The 14,325-nt window shown below is 70.2% G+C and carries 14 protein-coding genes; 5 read left to right on the plus strand and 9 right to left on the minus strand.

What is annotated here, in order from left to right:
- Positions 1–713: 713 nt before the first annotated feature.
- The 3 genes from FDF13_RS09995 to FDF13_RS10005 all read left to right on the plus strand — a co-directional run bounded on the left by FDF13_RS09995 (position 714) and on the right by FDF13_RS10005 (position 5,342).
- Positions 714–2,405, plus strand: a complete 1,692-nt coding sequence (locus tag FDF13_RS09995) for an ABC-F family ATP-binding cassette domain-containing protein (RefSeq protein WP_137319517.1) — start codon at positions 714–716, stop codon at positions 2,403–2,405.
- Positions 2,402–3,628, plus strand: coding sequence for an MFS transporter (locus FDF13_RS10000; RefSeq protein WP_254668765.1), 1,227 nt, complete (start codon positions 2,402–2,404; stop codon positions 3,626–3,628). Before FDF13_RS09995 ends, FDF13_RS10000 begins: the two co-directional genes overlap by 4 nt.
- Before the next feature lie 496 nt (positions 3,629–4,124).
- A complete protein-coding gene (locus FDF13_RS10005; protein WP_137319518.1) occupies positions 4,125–5,342 on the plus strand; it encodes a cation:proton antiporter in 1,218 nt (405 codons plus the stop codon).
- A gap of 186 nt (positions 5,343–5,528) precedes the next feature.
- Here the strand turns inward: FDF13_RS10005 and FDF13_RS10010 are convergent, their stop codons facing one another.
- The 7 genes from FDF13_RS10010 to FDF13_RS10040 form a co-directional block, all read right to left on the minus strand.
- Positions 5,529–5,798, minus strand: coding sequence for a hypothetical protein (locus FDF13_RS10010; protein ID WP_247618675.1), 270 nt, complete (start codon positions 5,796–5,798; stop codon positions 5,529–5,531).
- Between the two features lie 5 nt (positions 5,799–5,803).
- Positions 5,804–6,034 carry a hypothetical protein gene (locus FDF13_RS10015; RefSeq protein WP_137319520.1) on the minus strand — a complete coding sequence of 77 codons (231 nt, stop codon included), beginning with the start codon at positions 6,032–6,034 and terminating at the stop codon, positions 5,804–5,806.
- 190 nt (positions 6,035–6,224) lie between these two features.
- Positions 6,225–7,985 (minus strand): ABC transporter ATP-binding protein, encoded by a 1,761-nt coding sequence (locus FDF13_RS10020; protein WP_217494846.1) that lies wholly within the window; start codon positions 7,983–7,985, stop codon positions 6,225–6,227.
- A gap of 91 nt (positions 7,986–8,076) precedes the next feature.
- Positions 8,077–8,721, minus strand: coding sequence for a maleylpyruvate isomerase family mycothiol-dependent enzyme (locus FDF13_RS10025; RefSeq protein ID WP_137319521.1), 645 nt, complete (start codon positions 8,719–8,721; stop codon positions 8,077–8,079).
- Positions 8,722–8,786: 65 nt separating this feature from the next.
- On the minus strand, positions 8,787–9,938 hold the full coding sequence (locus tag FDF13_RS10030) for a VanZ family protein (RefSeq protein ID WP_137319522.1): 1,152 nt from the start codon (positions 9,936–9,938) through the stop codon (positions 8,787–8,789).
- A 45-nt stretch (positions 9,939–9,983) separates the two neighbouring features.
- A complete protein-coding gene (locus FDF13_RS10035) occupies positions 9,984–10,400 on the minus strand; it encodes a hypothetical protein (protein ID WP_137319523.1) in 417 nt (138 codons plus the stop codon).
- A 127-nt stretch (positions 10,401–10,527) separates the two neighbouring features.
- Positions 10,528–11,043 (minus strand): glyoxalase/bleomycin resistance/extradiol dioxygenase family protein, encoded by a 516-nt coding sequence (locus tag FDF13_RS10040; protein WP_137319524.1) that lies wholly within the window; start codon positions 11,041–11,043, stop codon positions 10,528–10,530.
- 71 nt (positions 11,044–11,114) lie between these two features.
- Here FDF13_RS10040 and FDF13_RS10045 point away from each other — a divergent pair, with 71 nt between their 5' ends.
- A complete protein-coding gene (locus tag FDF13_RS10045) occupies positions 11,115–11,939 on the plus strand; it encodes a helix-turn-helix domain-containing protein (RefSeq protein WP_137319525.1) in 825 nt (274 codons plus the stop codon).
- Between the two features lie 37 nt (positions 11,940–11,976).
- Positions 11,977–12,702, plus strand: a complete 726-nt coding sequence (locus FDF13_RS10050; protein WP_137319526.1) for an SDR family NAD(P)-dependent oxidoreductase — start codon at positions 11,977–11,979, stop codon at positions 12,700–12,702.
- Here FDF13_RS10050 and FDF13_RS10055 read toward each other — a convergent pair.
- Positions 12,683–13,321, minus strand: a complete 639-nt coding sequence (locus tag FDF13_RS10055) for an NAD(P)-dependent oxidoreductase (RefSeq protein ID WP_137319527.1) — start codon at positions 13,319–13,321, stop codon at positions 12,683–12,685. The two genes, FDF13_RS10050 and FDF13_RS10055, sit on opposite strands and share 20 nt — an antisense overlap.
- Positions 13,318–14,271 (minus strand): EamA family transporter, encoded by a 954-nt coding sequence (locus FDF13_RS10060; protein ID WP_137319528.1) that lies wholly within the window; start codon positions 14,269–14,271, stop codon positions 13,318–13,320. The genes FDF13_RS10055 and FDF13_RS10060 overlap by 4 nt, the downstream gene beginning before the upstream one ends.
- Positions 14,272–14,325: the final 54 nt, after the last annotated feature.

Below are 14,325 nucleotides of genomic sequence, written 5' to 3' on the forward strand. Positions count from 1 at the left end.
AGGCGGTCAGCAGGGGTGGTCGTTGGGGTGTGCAGGAGACCCTGGAGGCAAGATGCCCTCTGACCAGGGGTTGTGAAGTTTGTGCAGTTTCCCCCTGTACTTCCTCCCGGGCGCGCGGGAAAGTAGTGCAGCAAACTGCACAAACTTCACACAGCACTGCACGTGGCGGCCCGGCCTGACCGGTTGCCCTGCCCGTGCGAGCAGTCCTGCTGACTGCCCGGAGGGGTCCTGCCCCGAAAAGGCAGCCGCGCCACCGCGCCGGCACCGAGCGCCATCGACCACCCGGCCTGACCGATTGCCCTGCCCGAGCGAGCAGGCCTGCTGTCTTCCCGGAGGGGGTCCTGCCCTGAGAAGAGAACCGCGCTATGTGCCGCAGGCCGCTCTACCGGGTTGCAACGACCTGGACGTCCTCGACCGCCACCTCCGGGGGAAGTGTTGAACTCCGCTTTCAGCACTTCCCCCCGTTGCTTCATCTCGTCCAGTCAGCGAGGGTGGACTCTGCGCCGTGACGGCCGCCACTGGTTTGCACCCCAGCTCTCGGTTGTTCTATTCTTGTTGGCATGATGGGTATCGCCTCGATGAAGCTCTGGGCTCGCCGCTGACGGCGGCGGAGTCTACCCACCCTTTTTCTATTCTCTGCACGCCGTCCTGGCCCCCGCCGGGCGGCTCCTTCTCGTGCTGCCCGGCTCCCTTGACGAGCCGAAGAGAGCACCATGCAGAACACCTATCGCAAGCATCACGCACCGCACCACGAACTCCCCGCAGGTGGCGCAGCCCACATTCGAGCCGACGCAATCAACGTCACCCTGGGCGAACGCCGGGTCCTGACCGATGTTGACGTCATCGTCCCCGTCGGGTCCCGCCTGGCAATCGTGGGGGAGAACGGACGTGGCAAGACCACCCTCCTGCGCGTCCTCGCCGGGACCACGACACCCGACTCCGGGACCGTCGCCCGTGTCGGCACGATGTCCGTGGTCGAACAAGCCTTGGAGTCGCGCAACGAGGAGACCGTCGGTTCCCTCGTCCGCGAGGCGATCGGCGCGTCCCTCGACGCCCTGACTCGGCTCGAGGCCGCCACCGAAGCGTTGGCCGGGGAGCGTCCCGGAGCCGACGAGGAGTACGCCGCCGCTCTCGAGGTCGCGACCTTCTTGGACGCCTGGGACGCCGAGCGGCGCGTCGACATCGCACTAGCAGGCCTCCACGCCTGCACCGACCGGGACCGGCCGCTGTCGACCCTGTCGGTCGGACAGCGGTACCGGGTCCGGCTGGCCTGCGTCCTGGGGTCGAGCCCCGATCTGCTCCTGCTGGACGAACCGACCAACCACGTGGACGCGGACGGCCTGTCCTTCCTGACCGAGAGGCTCCAGAGTCACCGCGGCGGTCTCGCTCTGGTCACTCACGATCGGGCACTCCTGCGAGACGTGGCCACGAGCTTCCTGGACCTCGACCCCAGTGAGGACGGTCGGCCCCGTCTCTATGCCGGCGGTTACGACGCCTGGGTCGAGGGCCGTCGGCGGGATCGTGCCCGCTGGGAGCAGGACCATGCCGACCAGCTGGCCGAGCGCGCCCGGCTGGCTCAGGCCGCCGAGGAAGCCCGCGGCCGGCTGCAGTCCCGGTGGCGTCCGGAGAAGGGGCACGGCAAGCACCAGCGAGCAACCCGGGCCGGCAGTGTTGTCCAGGCCTTCAATCAGCGGCGCGAGGAACTCGAGACCCACGTCATCTCTGTCCCGACGCCACCGGTTCGACTCCACTGGCCCGACCCCGGGACAGCTTCAGGGCGCCCTGTCCTCGACTGTGTGGCCGTCACGGTCGAAGAACGCCTCGCGAACCCGACGACGCTGACCCTCGACGGGGGCGATCGGCTCGTTGTGACCGGCGCCAACGGCGCCGGCAAGTCCACGCTGCTCTCGGTCCTCTCCGGACGGCAGACACCAACCACCGGCCACCTCCGCGTGCATCCCACCGCACGCATCGCCTTCCTCTCCCAGGAAGTGCCCGACTGGCCACCCGAGCTCACCGCTCACCAGATCTACGAGCGGCATCTGGCCGAGATAGTCTCCCGAGCGACTCGTGCCCCGAGCACGCACGTGTCGGCGTCCCGCACCGGACTGCTGGAATCACGCAGCTGGCGCATACCTTCGTCCCGGATGTCCCAGGGGCAGCAGCGTCGTCTGCACTTGGCGCTCTGCTTGGCCGAGCAACCGGACCTGCTCCTGCTGGACGAGCCGACGAACCACCTCTCGGCGGGACTGGTGGACGAGCTCACCGAAGCCATCACGCAGACCAGCTGCGCTGTGGTGGTGGCGACCCATGACCGCCAACTTCTTCGCGACCTCGCAGCTTGGCCCCGCATCCATCTCCCGGCGACAACTTCGATCGACGATCTCAGCGAGGACCTCTCATGACCACCATCCCCGTCCTACGCCCACTCACTCTGCCACGATACCGACGGCTCTTCCTCGCCATGACTCTGGCCCTCTTCGGCCAGGGCGCCTGGGCGCTGTACCTCGCCATGCAGACCCTCGACCTCGGTGCGACCCCGGCGCAACTCGCCGGCGTCGTCGCCTGGAGCGGGGTCGGGCTCCTTGCCTGCTCGCTCCCCGCTGGCATCATCGCCGATCGGGTCGACAAGAAGCGGGTCCTGCTGACAGTCATGCTCGTCAACAGCGCGGTCGCGACAGTCACTACTCTGCTCGCACTCACTGGCCTCGCGACCTTCTGGCAGCTCTCCAGCTCGGCCTTCCTCATCGGGGCCGCCACGGCATTCTTCTTCCCTGCCTACACCGCCCTCGTACCCACGATGGTCGAGTCAGAGCAGCTCATGGCTGTCAATGGGCTCGAGGGAGCTACCCGGCCGGTCATCGGGCAGGCCGCCGCGCCCGCCCTCGTCGGTGCCGTCATCGGCGCCAGCGTCCCACCGAACGGGGGCGGCATCATCGCCCTTGCCTACGTACTCGCCGTCGGCTTCGTCCTCAGCCTGCCCAGCACGAGCGCCCGCGCTGAAGACACCGCGACACATCCCCTTCGAGACCTGCTCGACGGCTTGCGGTACGTAGCGAGCACCGTGTGGATCGCCATCAGCGTCTCCTTTGCGGCGCTGATGACCCTGCTCGTGGTCGGCCCGTTGGAGGTGCTGCTGCCCACTCTGCTCCGGCAGGGCCACGGCAACGGTGCTGCCGTCTACGGGGCGGTCCTCGCCGCACTCGGCATCGGCGGCCTCGTCGGCTCGCTGGCGATGGGCTCACGTCCAACCCCGAGACTCTACCTCCGCACCATGGTCCTGCTCTGGGGTGCCGGCTGCACACCCTTTGCACTGGCCGCCATCACCCTCAACCCCTGGATCCTCGCCGCCGGACTCTTCGTCTACGGCGCAATGATCGGCGCAGGCATGGTCATCTGGGGCACCGTCCTGCAGGAGCACGTGCCGATCGGCATGCTCGGCCGGGTAGCAAGCCTCGACTTCTTCATCTCCATCGCGTTCATGCCCCTGTCCATCGCCGCCACCGGCCTGCTCACACGCTGGCTCGGCACAGACACACTCTTCCTCGTGGCTGGCCTGGGCCCGTTGGCCATCGCAGCAGTCCTTCTCGCCACCGGGCACCTACGCGAGTGCGCGGTGAGTTCGTGAACCACACGCGCGGCAGGGACCATGAAGGCATGCCTCTGGTCGAGGGAACCAGTAGCTGCGTGGGTGGCGAACTCGGGTCGAGCCATCGACTTGAGCAGTCGAGCTCGAGTCACGCGCTGAGCAGCATCATCACCAGATGAGCCCTGAACGCGCGGAGTTCGACACGTGCCCCCTGAGCTCCACTCGAGAAACCGTGAGACAGTGACTCGTCGATGAAGGCCCAGCCGGGATGCCGGCCGGGCCTTCGTCGCGTGCGGGGTTGATTCAGCAACGAGTTCCGATGACTGGGCCGGGTGCAGAGGTCGTGCCGATGGTGTGACTTCCGTGTGTTCGACTCCACTGAGGCCGCCCTCGACGCGCTGCGAGAAGCTGTGACTATCGCTCTGAGGTGGCGGGGGCCAGTACGATCGATGCACGGTAGGTCAACGCGAAGCCCGGCGGCTGAGCGACCCCGACCCTGTGCCCGCCCGTGTGTGTCCCCGACAGGAGTGCTGACGTGTCCACGCTCGACCTGTTGCTCGTGGTGGTCGGCGCCCTCGGCGTCGTCATCGTGGCCATCTCGGCCCGGCTCCACCAGTGGCCTGTCTCGGAGCCCCTCATCGCGATCGTGGCGGGTGTGCTGCTCGGCCCGGCCGTCACCGGGATCCTCGAGCTGCCCGAGCTCACCGCCGAGCCCTCCCTCCTGCAGCACGGCGCGGAGGTTCTCCTGGCGGTGTCCGTGATGGGCGTGGCATTGCGCTACCCCTTCGCAGCCCTACGGCGGAACTGGAGGCCGCTCGCCCTCCTCATCGGGGTGGTGATGCCCGCAATGGCGCTGGTCTCCACCGGGCTGGCGATGTGGTTGCTCGGCACCTCCTTCGCGCTCGCCCTGCTGCTCGGCGCGGCCGTCTGCCCTACCGACCCGGTGCTCGCGTCCAGCGCGGTGACCGGCCTGGGCGCCGAGGAGGACCTCCCGGAGCGCGATCGCCAGATCCTCTCGCTCGAGTCCGGCGCCAACGACGGCCTCGCCATGCCGCTTGTCCTGCTCGCGCTCGCTGTGGCGGGGCCGCTCTCCGCGGGACAGGCCGTGCTGGAATCTGGGTCGCAGGTGCTCGGCGCGCTCGTCGTGGGTGTGGTGGGCAGCGTGGCCGCGGCGAAGGCCCTGCACCTGGCGCAGCGCCACAAGACCACCGAACAGGGCCCGATGCTGCTCTACACGATCCTCCTGGCGCTGCTGGTCCTCGGCGTCTGCGGCCTCGCAAACCTCAACGGCGTCTTCGGGGCCTTCTGCGCCGGGTTGGCGTTCAACCTGGTGAGCACCGGCGCCGAGCGCGAGACTGAGGTGCAGATCGATGAGGCTGTCAACCAGTTCGCCGTCCTGCCCTTCTTCGTCGCCCTGGGCGCCATGCTCCCCTGGGCCGAGTGGAGGGCGCTCGGGTGGACGGGCGTGGCGCTCGCGGTTGCGGTGCTCGTCCTGCGCCGCCTGCCGCTGATCCTCGGCCTGGCCCGCCCCCTGGGGATGCCGCTGCACAGCGCGGCGTTCCTCGGTTGGTTCGGGCCCGTCGGCGTGGCCGCGATCTTCTACCTCACGATGGAGGTCGAGTACGGCAACGTCCACCCGGAGATCCTCGCCGCCGGCACACTCATCGTCGTCGCGAGCACCCTCGCCCACGGGATCTCGTCGGCACCCGGGCGCGCGTGGTTCCGGAAGGTGGAGCGGGCGCGCGCCGACTGACGACCACAGGGCAGTCCGGGGGCGCATATGGCATCCGGGAGCTGGAGTCGGGCCGCATCCGGCCCGAGTGGTCCGTCCTGGCGATCGACGAGTCCGGCGCAGTCATCGAGCGGCGATGGTGGACGAGCGCCGACCTCGTCACGAAACTCTTGGCGATGCTTGTTGCAGCTGCCGCGTTCAGGTTCGTCAGGCGACCTTCGAGCTGTAGCGCTGTCGGGCGGCTTCGCCGGAAGTGCCGACGAAGGAACCGATGGTGGACCAGGGCATGCCGGCCTCTCGGGCGGTGCGGACAGCATCGACCATGTGGCGTTCGGCTTCAGAGCGTTCGGCGACGGCAGCGCGGAGCAGCGCGACTGCGTCGGCGTCGAGTTCGGCGGCGGGGTTGGGCTCGTAGTCCTCGAACCGGGTGGCCAGCTCCTCGGCGTGGGCCAGGATCTCCTCGACCGTGCGTGGCATATTCATCACCTCAGGAACTTCTCGCGGGCAACCATGGCGTGGACGATGACGTGGATCTGCTCGCTATCGACGTAGCCGACCTCCAGAAGGATCGCCGCCCGGTTGGGGCCGACGATCATGGTGAACCCGTCACCCAGATCCCAGATTCGGACGGGGTTTCGGTAGGCGTGGAGAATGTCGGTTTCTTCCAGTCCGTGCTTGAGTGCGGACGGAGCGATGAGCGGTTCATCCGGCACCCTTCCAAGATAACTTGCAGAAGCGGCGTGGTCAACAGTCTTTCACGTATCCGCGCGCAGAGCTGGACGGCAGGACTCGCGCCGAGTGATCCGCGACGCCCGGCGTCGGCGTGCGAGTACATCCCTCGGCTCTGGAGTACGGGATCGATGCTGGATGCTCGTCCTGCTCCCGTAGTGGGTGAGCTGTCGGCTACCGCACGAGCAGCTGCCGGCGGGCGAGGTCGCGGTAGAGGTCGCTCGTCTCGAGGAGCTCGGCATGGGTGCCGGTGGCGGTGACCCGGCCGTCGTCGAGCACGACGATCTGATCCGCATCGGCAACGGTGGCGAGGCGATGCGCGATGATGACGACCGTGCGTCCGATCGATGCGGACCGAATGGCGCTGCGCATCGCCGATTCGTTCCGCGCATCGAGGCTCGCGGTCGGTTCGTCGAGCAGGAGCAGGGGAGTGTCGGCGATGAGAGCACGCGCGATCGCCAGCCGCTGGCGCTCCCCACCGGACAGGCCCGCCCCATCATCGCCCACGACCGCATCGAGACCCTGCGGGTGCTGGTCGATGCGGTCGAGCAGGTTGACCTCGGCGAGCACCCGCCGGCACCGGGCCTCGTCCGCCTCCGGGGCGGCGAGGAGGAGGTTGTCCCGGATGGTCCCGGCCAGCACCGGCGCATCCTGCTCGACGTAGCCGATCCTGGCGCGGAGCTCTGCGCGCGGCATGTCGCGGATGTCCGTCCCGTCGACGGAGATCGACCCGTCGGCCGGATCATAGAAGCGCTCGATGAGCGCCAGGGCCGTCGACTTCCCCGCCCCGGACGGCCCGACGAGGGCAGTCGTCGAACCGTGGGGGACTGCGAAGCTCGCCTCTCGGAGAACGGGCTTTCCGTCCCGGTAGGCGAACGAGACGCGGTCGAACTCGACCTGATTGACAGAGGCTGGCTGCGCGATTCTGTCCGCCGACCGCAACGCTGGGGCATCGTCGTCGCTCTCGGAAGGGAGATCGAGCACCTCCTCGATGCGGGAGAGAGCGCCGAGCGCGGTCCGCACGGTGATGACCGCCCCGAACGCGGTGCCCAGCCGCATGAGCATCATGAACAGGAAGAGGATGAAGGTGACGAGATCCGCCACCGACAGGGTGCCCGAGGCGACGCGGTAGCCGCCGACGCCGAGCACCGCGAGGAACGCCCCCTGGATAGCGAGGCCGCTCACCGGCCACAGCAGGGCGCTGATCCGCACGATCCGGACCCCGAGGCGATATGCGGCCCCCGCATCGGCGACCAGAGCGGCCTCCTCCCGCGCCGTGGCGCCGGAGGCGCGGATCGTGCGCACCCCGGAGATGGCCCGCTCCACCCCGGAGGAGACCCGGCCCAGCGCTTCCTGGGACTCCAGGGTGAGTGCCTGGATACGCGAGCTCACCAGCGTCACGCAGAGGACGGCAACGAGAACGACGGCGGCCGTGATGCCGAGCAGGGTCAGGTCGAGCAGAGCCATGGCGATGAGCGCGCCGACGAAGACGAGCGCACCGCTCACCGCCTCGATCAGACCGCCGGTGAGCGCCTCGCGCACCATGGTCGTGTCCGAGCCGACGCGGGAGACGAGGTCTCCGGTCCGGCGGGTGTCGTACTCCTTCACCGGCAGCCTGAGCAGACGGCCGAGCAGGCGCCGCCGGGCGCTGAACACGACTCCCTCGGCGGTCCGCCCCAGCAGGTACTGCTGCACGGCTTCGGTGATTCCTGCGGCGACGACGAGGGCGACGAGGATGATGACCGTGCCGCCGATCGCCGTACCCGCGCCCACGCCGTCGATGACCCGGTTGACCATGACCGGCTGAGCGAGGCTGAGTCCGGCACTGACCAGGGAGATGACGAGGACGACGATGAGTACGCCGCGGTGCTCGGCGAGGTAGGAGAAGAGGTCCCGCAGTCGTGCGGGCGGGGGAGAGGTCTGGTCGTCCGTCACGTCTGTTCCACCTTCTGGTCATTCATCGCCAGCGCCTCATGAGTGGCGCTGAGAACGGTCGACTGTAGATGCGCAACCGCCGCTCCTCGATCTACTCGTCCTCGACCCGCTGGCGCAGCGTCGCTGCACCCGCGCCGTCGAGCCGGTCGAGGTGGCTCGGGCGCACCGCCATCGCCATGACGAGCGACAGCAGCGGGCCCACGACCTCGGGTCCGGTGCCATGGGTGAACGGGGTATCGCTCGCGCGCAGGCGCAGACCTTCGACCATGGCGTGGCTCGGCACGGCGAAGTCCTTGGCCGCGTAGAACTCCGCGACCGCCGTGAGCGCCTCGGCCGAAGGCGTCGTCGTCAGCCCGAGGGGTTCGCGGATGTCCTGCGCATGGACGACGACCTCCCCGAGGAAGGCCGTGATGTCCGAGGTCGGCGCGATCCGCGCGTCGATGACGGCCCGGAACGCCTCGAGGGTCTGCTGCGGGGTGGCGCCGAGGTGCTCGGCCAGCCGGCGCTCGTTGTGCATCGCCGGCCGGAAGCGGGCCGCCGCCATGCTCCGCAACCACCCGAAGCGGGTCGTCGTGGCGGCCGCCGTGAGGTGGGCGACGACATTCTCCACGTCCCACTCACCGCACAGGCTGGGACTGCGCCACTGCTCGTCGGTGAGACCTTGGAGGTCGCTGAGCAGGGCGGCGCGCTCGGCGCGGACGAGGGTCCAGAGGGCATCGGTCTCACGTCGCGTCATGGGGCGAGCATAGCCGGGGTCGAGCGCCGGCAGGAGAGGATCCGACGTGACGTCGCGCCCCGGTTTCATCGGGTCGCGCCGACCGGATCCCGCGTCGGGGCCGCACCCGTGCCCGGCCCGTCCGCCACCGCGCCCGAGGCGGGCTGCCGTGCATCGCGGAGCAGGCACCCGGTGAGCAGGCAGCTGAGTCCGCGGGGGTCGACGGCGACGGCGAGGAGGGCGGCTGCACCCAGCGGCAGGACGAGGAGCGCGGACGGGAACCCGCAGAACAGGGCCGTGACCATCGCGCCGTGCACCGTGAGCGCGCGGGCGAGGAGCCGCACCCGCGATCCGTTCTTCGCCACGGGGGCGAGGTAGACGGTGCGCTGACCGAGCGAGGCACCGGTGCCGATGACTGCCGGCACGACGATCACGCCGAGTGCGGCGATCCACGCGCCGGTGACGATGGTCCGCTCGAGCGCGAGGTACTGCTCCGGGCTGAGAGCACCGTCGGGACCGCTCTGGGCGAGGGTGAAGAGCGTCGACCCGGCGGTTCCCCCGAGCACCGCGGCGAGTACGAGGAACCAGCAGTCGAGGACCATGCCGAGCCCCCGGCGGCCGCGGGTCACCGGACGCGCCCGCTCCCGGTGGGCGAACAGGTGCGCCTTGGTGGACAGGAGCCGCGGGGTGATCGCCGCGAGGCCGAGCCCGGCGACCGCGCCGGTGGTGTTGGTGAGGAGGTCGGTGGTGTCGGCGAACCGGTACGCGCACGGCGCCAGGCCCCAGTTGCCGGTGAGCTGGGTGAGCTCGATGAGGAGCGAGGTGCCCAGCGCCGCGGCGAGGACGGTGCCGCGCGGCCACTCCATGACGCGGCGCACGATCAGCCCGAACGGGACGAACAGCACGATGTTGAGCACGAACTCCCACACGAGCCCATCGCCGATGACCGCCCGCGGCCCCTGGGACCGGACGAGCTCGACGAGCTCGCGGGGGAACCGCAGCGGGTCGAGCAGCGGCCGCGTGCCGTGGGCTGCGCAGTAGCCGTCGGTGAACTCCGGCAGCGGGAACACGGTGAACGCGACGATGGCGGTGGCGTAGACGAACCCGGCGGTGGTCCACAGCATCCGCAGCGCATCGAAGCGGCCGTAGCGGCGGTACTGCCACACGAGCAGCGGCAGGAACAGCAGTGCTGAGACGATGAGGCCGACGAGGATCGACCCGAAGAACTGCGCGGTCATGGCGACTCCTCTCTCCCTGTGCGGTCGGTGATTCCAGGACGCGCGTCAGGCGCCGAGGACGATCGAGCGGACGCGGTCGATGGCCTCGTGGAGCTCGGCGTAGTCCCGGATCGCCGGGCCGGCGACCCCGAGGTTCCACACGACCGCGGCACCCAGCAGGACCACGAACAGCAGTGTGGACACGACGAGCCCGGTGACGGCGACACCTCGGCCGTGGGTCGCCCCGCGCAGCCCGGTGGCGGCGAGGACGATCCCGGCCGCGGCGGCGAGCGCCGGAGCGAAACCGATGGAGGGGAGGAGCAGGAGGACCGGTGCGGTGAGCAGCGCGACCCCGGAGAGCACGAGGGCGAGGACGCCCCCGCCGGTCGCGGACCCCTGCGGTGCAGGCGCCGCACTGTTCCGGGACGTCGCCGCCTGCTCACGGTGGCCGGCGGTGCTGGGGGTGAGATGCGTGGTGGACATGGTGGCTTCCTTTCGCTGGAGCGTTGTCGTGTCCACCACTCTCGCGGAATGCCGCGCCCCGATCGTCTCCCTCGGGGCCGATCTTCCGCGTATGCCTCAGGGCATAGCCGGCCGCCCCAGCACAAGGTCAGCCGGCCGCCTCCTGTTCGGCCGCCCAGGCGGCGATCCGGCGGCTGCTCTCCTCCTCGGAGAGGTCCTCCACCCGGGACATAATCGACCAGCGCACCCCGAACGGGTCCCGGATCGAGGCGTACCGGTCGCCGGAGACGAAGGTGCTCACCGGCTCACGCACCACCGCCCCGGACTCCTCGGCGCGCTGTACGACCGCATCGACGTCCGAGCAGTACAGTCCCAGCGAATAGCAGGCCCGATCGCCGCCCGGGGCCGGAACCATGCCGTAGTCCGGGCTGGGCTCGCCGATCTGGAGCCTGCCGGTACCGAGGTCGAGCTCGGCGTGGACGACGACGCCGCCCATCTCGGTGGCGTCGACGACGCGGGCGCCGAACACCGAGCGATAGAATTCGAGTGCATCACCTGCACCCTCGATGGCGAGGAACGGGGTGAGGCTCGTCGAGCCGTGGGGGATTCCGTCGGTCGTGTGGTCTCCTGTGACTCCGAAACGGAGTGTGTCATGTGTGTTCATGGAATGAGCGTACGAGTGAGCCTGACGTCGACGCTTGGAGATTCACGACGACTTCCCGGAGGGACGGTGCGATGACCGACCCGAGCGATGAGCGGGGGATCCTGTACCCGGCAGCGCTCCCGCGCTTCCACCGGTACCCGGCTCCCGTCGACCTCAGCGATCGGATCCGCTGGCTCTGGAACCCGGTGTGGGACCTCCCGCCGGGGGAGAGCTCGCGGCAGAACCTGCTGCCGTTCCCTGCCTCGAACCTCGTCGTCGATCCCACCGGAGTGTCCCTCGTCGGGCCCACCACGGGGGCCTCCCATCGCGAGCTCAGCGGCAGCGGGTGGGCGTTCGGGGCGCTGCTGCGGCCGGCCGGGATCGCAGCCCTTCACCCCGATCCCCGCGCAATCGCCGACTCCGAGGTGCCCTTCGCGGCACCCGCATTGCACCGGTCGGTGACCACCGCGATGCAGGACGGCGGCGAGGAGCACGACCGTGATCGTGCCGCCGAGTCGTTCACCGCGTGGCTCCGCGAGAACCTCGCACCGCCGGACGAGGGCGGTCTCCTCGCCAACGCGATGGAGGACCTCATCGCCGCCGACCGCTCCCTCGTCCGCGTCGACGAGGTCGCAGTCCGCCTGCGCATCTCCGTGCGCGGTGTGCAGAGGATCGCGCAGCGGTACGTCGGACTGCCGCCGCTGACCATCATCCGCCGGTACCGGCTCCAGGAGGCCGCGCAGCGACTCCGCGAGGACCCGACGCTGTCGATCGCGCGGGTCGCCGCGGAGCTCGGCTACGCCGACCATGCCCACCTGAGCACCGACTTCCGCCGCGTGCTCGGATTCACTCCGCTGTCCTACCGCGGTGATCCGATCCATTCGCCGAGGCACCGGACGGAGTCCGGTGGACGATGACCGACGCACCGCTCGCATGAGATGGAAGGAGAAGTTCATGCGCATCCTCATCACCGGGTCGACCGACGGCCTCGGCCGGGCCGGCGCCGCATCACTCCTCGATGACGGCCACGAGGTCGTCGTCCATGCCCGCAGCCCGCAGCGGCTCGCCGTCGTCGCGGAGCTGACCTCCCTCGGGGCCGAGGCGATCGTCGGCGACCTCGCCCGCCCCGACGAGGTGGCATCACTGGCCGAGGACGTATCCCGGTTCGGGCCGATCGACGCCGTCATCCACAACGCCGGGATCATCGACGGGCCGGACGTGCTGCCGGCCAACGTCATCGCACCCTATCTGCTCACCGCGCTCGTCCCGGCCGCGCGGGTGATCTACCTCAGCAGCGGCATGCACCGAGGCGGCCGGGCTGAGCTCACCGGAATCGAGCAGCCAGGTGAATCGGTGTCGTACTCCGACAGCAAGCTGCTCGTCACCGCTCTCATGGCGGCCGTCGCGCGGCGCCGGCCCGACGTCATCTCCCACGCCGTGGATCCCGGATGGGTGCCGACGAAGATGGGCGGGCCGTCCGCGACCGACGATCTGGCGCTCGGACACGTGACCCAGGCGTGGCTCGCGGCCACGGACGACCCCGCGGCACGCGACTCCGGAGGCTATTGGCGCCACCAGCGGATCGAGGAGCCGCATCCGACGGTCCAAGACGAGCAGTTCCAGGACGAGCTGTGCGCCGCCCTCGAGCGCCCTACCGGGGTCAGCCTGCCGCGACCGTGAAGTGCCGGTCCTCCCCGGGGTGCTCGAGCTCGTTGACCACGGCGATCGCGAGGTCCGGGGCCGTGATGCGCGAGCGCCCGTGCGCGTCGGTGAGCAGCGTCGTGGTCCCGCGCCGGTACACGCCGGTGCGCGCACCGGGCTCGAGCACGGCCGGCGGGCTGAGATAGGTCCACCCGGTGAAGGCATGCCTCCGGCATACGCGGTACTGCGCCAGACTCGCCGCGGCGACCGCCCGCCACGCCTCGGGCACGTGTTCCGGGTCGTCGATGAGGAGGCGCCCGGGATCTCCCGGGGAGCGCAGCGGCGCGGAGCCGCCGACGATAAGGACCCGGGTGCCGGACCGCTCCGCGGCATCGAGCACCCCGCGGGTGAGCCCGGCGACGGCGGACTCCTCCCCGGGTGGCAGCCGGATGGCGAGCACCGCGGCGTCGACCTCGGCGAGCACTGCCTTGACCGCCGCGTGGTCGGCGATGTCGACGGCACGGGATTCGCACCCCGGCCGGTCCGGCTCCGCGCCCGGCCGGCGGGAGAGGGCGAGGACGGAATGGCTGCGGCTGAGCGCCTCGGCGACGGTGGCGCTGCCGACCATGCCGGTGGCGCCGAATACGGCGATTCTCATGATGGTCGAGTCTCCTTCTGTGGGATGTCGGGTGTCGGGTTCGAACGGGTGGGTGAGGGGAGCTGACCGGCGACCATCGCGGTGAGTGCGACGGCGAATCCTGCCAGCTGGACCGGGGCGAGGGCCTCGCCGGCGATCGCTGCGCCGAGGACAGCGGCGACGAGCGGGGAGAGGAGGCCGAGGAGCGCGGTCGCGGTGACGGGCAGGCGCCGGATGCCGGAGAACCACAGGGTGTACGTCAGGAGCGCGCCGACGAGCCCCAGCCACAGGTACCCCGCGACCGCCGGGGCATCGATGCCGGCGGGCACCCCGTCGATGACGAGTGCCGGGACGAGCAGCACGAGCCCGCCGGCGGTGAGCTGCCAGCTGGCAAGGCCGAGCGAGGACACCCCGGGTGGGCGGCCCCAGCGCTTGGTGAGCACGACTCCGGTGCCCATCGACACGGCCCCGGCCATCCCGGCGAGCACGCCGAGCGGACTCAGCGCGGCGGTGGGCCCGAGGACGACGAGGCCGATGCCCACGACGCCGATGATTCCCCAGGTCACGCGCCACGCGGAGAGCCGTTCGTGGAGGATCGCGACGGCGAGGAACGCGACGACGAGCGGCTGGGTGGCACCGAGCGTGGCGGCGACCCCGCCGGGCAGGAGCTGCGCGGAGAGGAACAGGAGGGGGAAGAACGCGCCCATGTTGAGCGTGCCGAGGACCAGGCTCTTCCACCACCACGTGCCGTGCGGCAGCTGCCCGACCAGCAGCACCGCGAGGAGGCCGGCGGGGAGCGAGCGCATGAGCGCGGCGAACAGCGGGTGGCCCTCGGGCAGCAGGTGCGTGGTGACGATGTACGTCGTTCCCCAGACCGCCGGGGCGAGTGCGGCGAGCGCCGTCCAGCCCGCGCGGGTGCTTCCGGTCAGGTCGGCTGCCGGAGCGGTGGAGCGGGGCGGGGTCGGTGTCATGCGTCCATCGTCGGACCTCCCCCGAGGATGAGTCCAACACATTGTTGTCATGCT

The organism is Brevibacterium sp. CS2 (assembly GCF_005280295.1).
GTDB classification, from domain to species: domain Bacteria; phylum Actinomycetota; class Actinomycetes; order Actinomycetales; family Brevibacteriaceae; genus Brevibacterium; species Brevibacterium pityocampae.

Coding starts and splice junctions, on each gene's coding strand:
- FDF13_RS09995 (WP_137319517.1), top strand. CDS start 714: ATGCAGAACACCTATCGCAAGCATCACGCACCGCACCACGAACTCCCC.
- FDF13_RS10000 (WP_254668765.1), top strand. CDS start 2,402: ATGACCACCATCCCCGTCCTACGCCCACTCACTCTGCCACGATACCGA.
- FDF13_RS10010 (WP_247618675.1), bottom strand. CDS start 5,798: ATGCCACGCACGGTCGAGGAGATCCTGGCCCACGCCGAGGAGCTGGCC.
- FDF13_RS10025 (WP_137319521.1), bottom strand. CDS start 8,721: ATGACGCGACGTGAGACCGATGCCCTCTGGACCCTCGTCCGCGCCGAG.
- FDF13_RS10030 (WP_137319522.1), bottom strand. CDS start 9,938: ATGACCGCGCAGTTCTTCGGGTCGATCCTCGTCGGCCTCATCGTCTCA.
- FDF13_RS10035 (WP_137319523.1), bottom strand. CDS start 10,400: ATGTCCACCACGCATCTCACCCCCAGCACCGCCGGCCACCGTGAGCAG.
- FDF13_RS10040 (WP_137319524.1), bottom strand. CDS start 11,043: ATGAACACACATGACACACTCCGTTTCGGAGTCACAGGAGACCACACG.
- FDF13_RS10045 (WP_137319525.1), top strand. CDS start 11,115: ATGACCGACCCGAGCGATGAGCGGGGGATCCTGTACCCGGCAGCGCTC.
- FDF13_RS10050 (WP_137319526.1), top strand. CDS start 11,977: ATGCGCATCCTCATCACCGGGTCGACCGACGGCCTCGGCCGGGCCGGC.
- FDF13_RS10055 (WP_137319527.1), bottom strand. CDS start 13,321: ATGAGAATCGCCGTATTCGGCGCCACCGGCATGGTCGGCAGCGCCACC.
- FDF13_RS10060 (WP_137319528.1), bottom strand. CDS start 14,271: ATGACACCGACCCCGCCCCGCTCCACCGCTCCGGCAGCCGACCTGACC.